The 565-nt window shown below is 43.7% G+C and carries 1 pseudogene; it reads right to left on the minus strand.

Going from position 1 to position 565, the window contains the following annotated elements:
* Positions 1-550: pseudogene (locus R7E78_RS29070) on the minus strand (flagellar sheath protein A); the annotation flags it as partial.
* Between the last annotated feature and the right edge of the window lie 15 nt (positions 551-565).

Genomic DNA, 565 nt, shown 5'->3' on the forward strand with positions numbered 1-565 from the left:
AGTAATCTAAGTCAGGAACGACGATACTTCCTTCGATCAACGAGTAAACAGAATGGCGAACAACGTATGGCGTTGCACCAACCATCGTACCTTGCTGATAGCTCACGCGTTGTAACCCGTTTTCTTGGCCTAAACCAATACTGTCAGTTAGATCAACAACACTGTTTGATACACCTGGTTTCGTGTTCTGGGTATCCGTTACTGAAAATAGAGAGCGGTCATTAACAACAATGCTCCAGTTTTCAGAAACTTTGTCTGTGTATGCAGCTGTCCATCCAGGCGTTGCAATCGTGCCTTCTACACTGAATGTCCAAACATCGCCTTTCAATGCATCAGGGTGATAAAACGCACTTGTCTTTGGCACTTCAGCTAAACGGTAAGAAAAGTTTTTGTAGATTGTATCAATATCTATCTTAGAAAAATTGATACCCGACGTACTGACCATAGGCATCGAAGGCGTTCCTGCAAAGACCATGCGTCCATCAGTCCAGTCTTCAAAACCATATTGGTACAAGGAAGAGCGTGAAGCAGTGCGGTATTGAGCTACCATCGTTTTTTCGGTACT

The sequence above is a fragment of the Vibrio sp. YT-19(2023) genome (assembly GCF_033337395.1).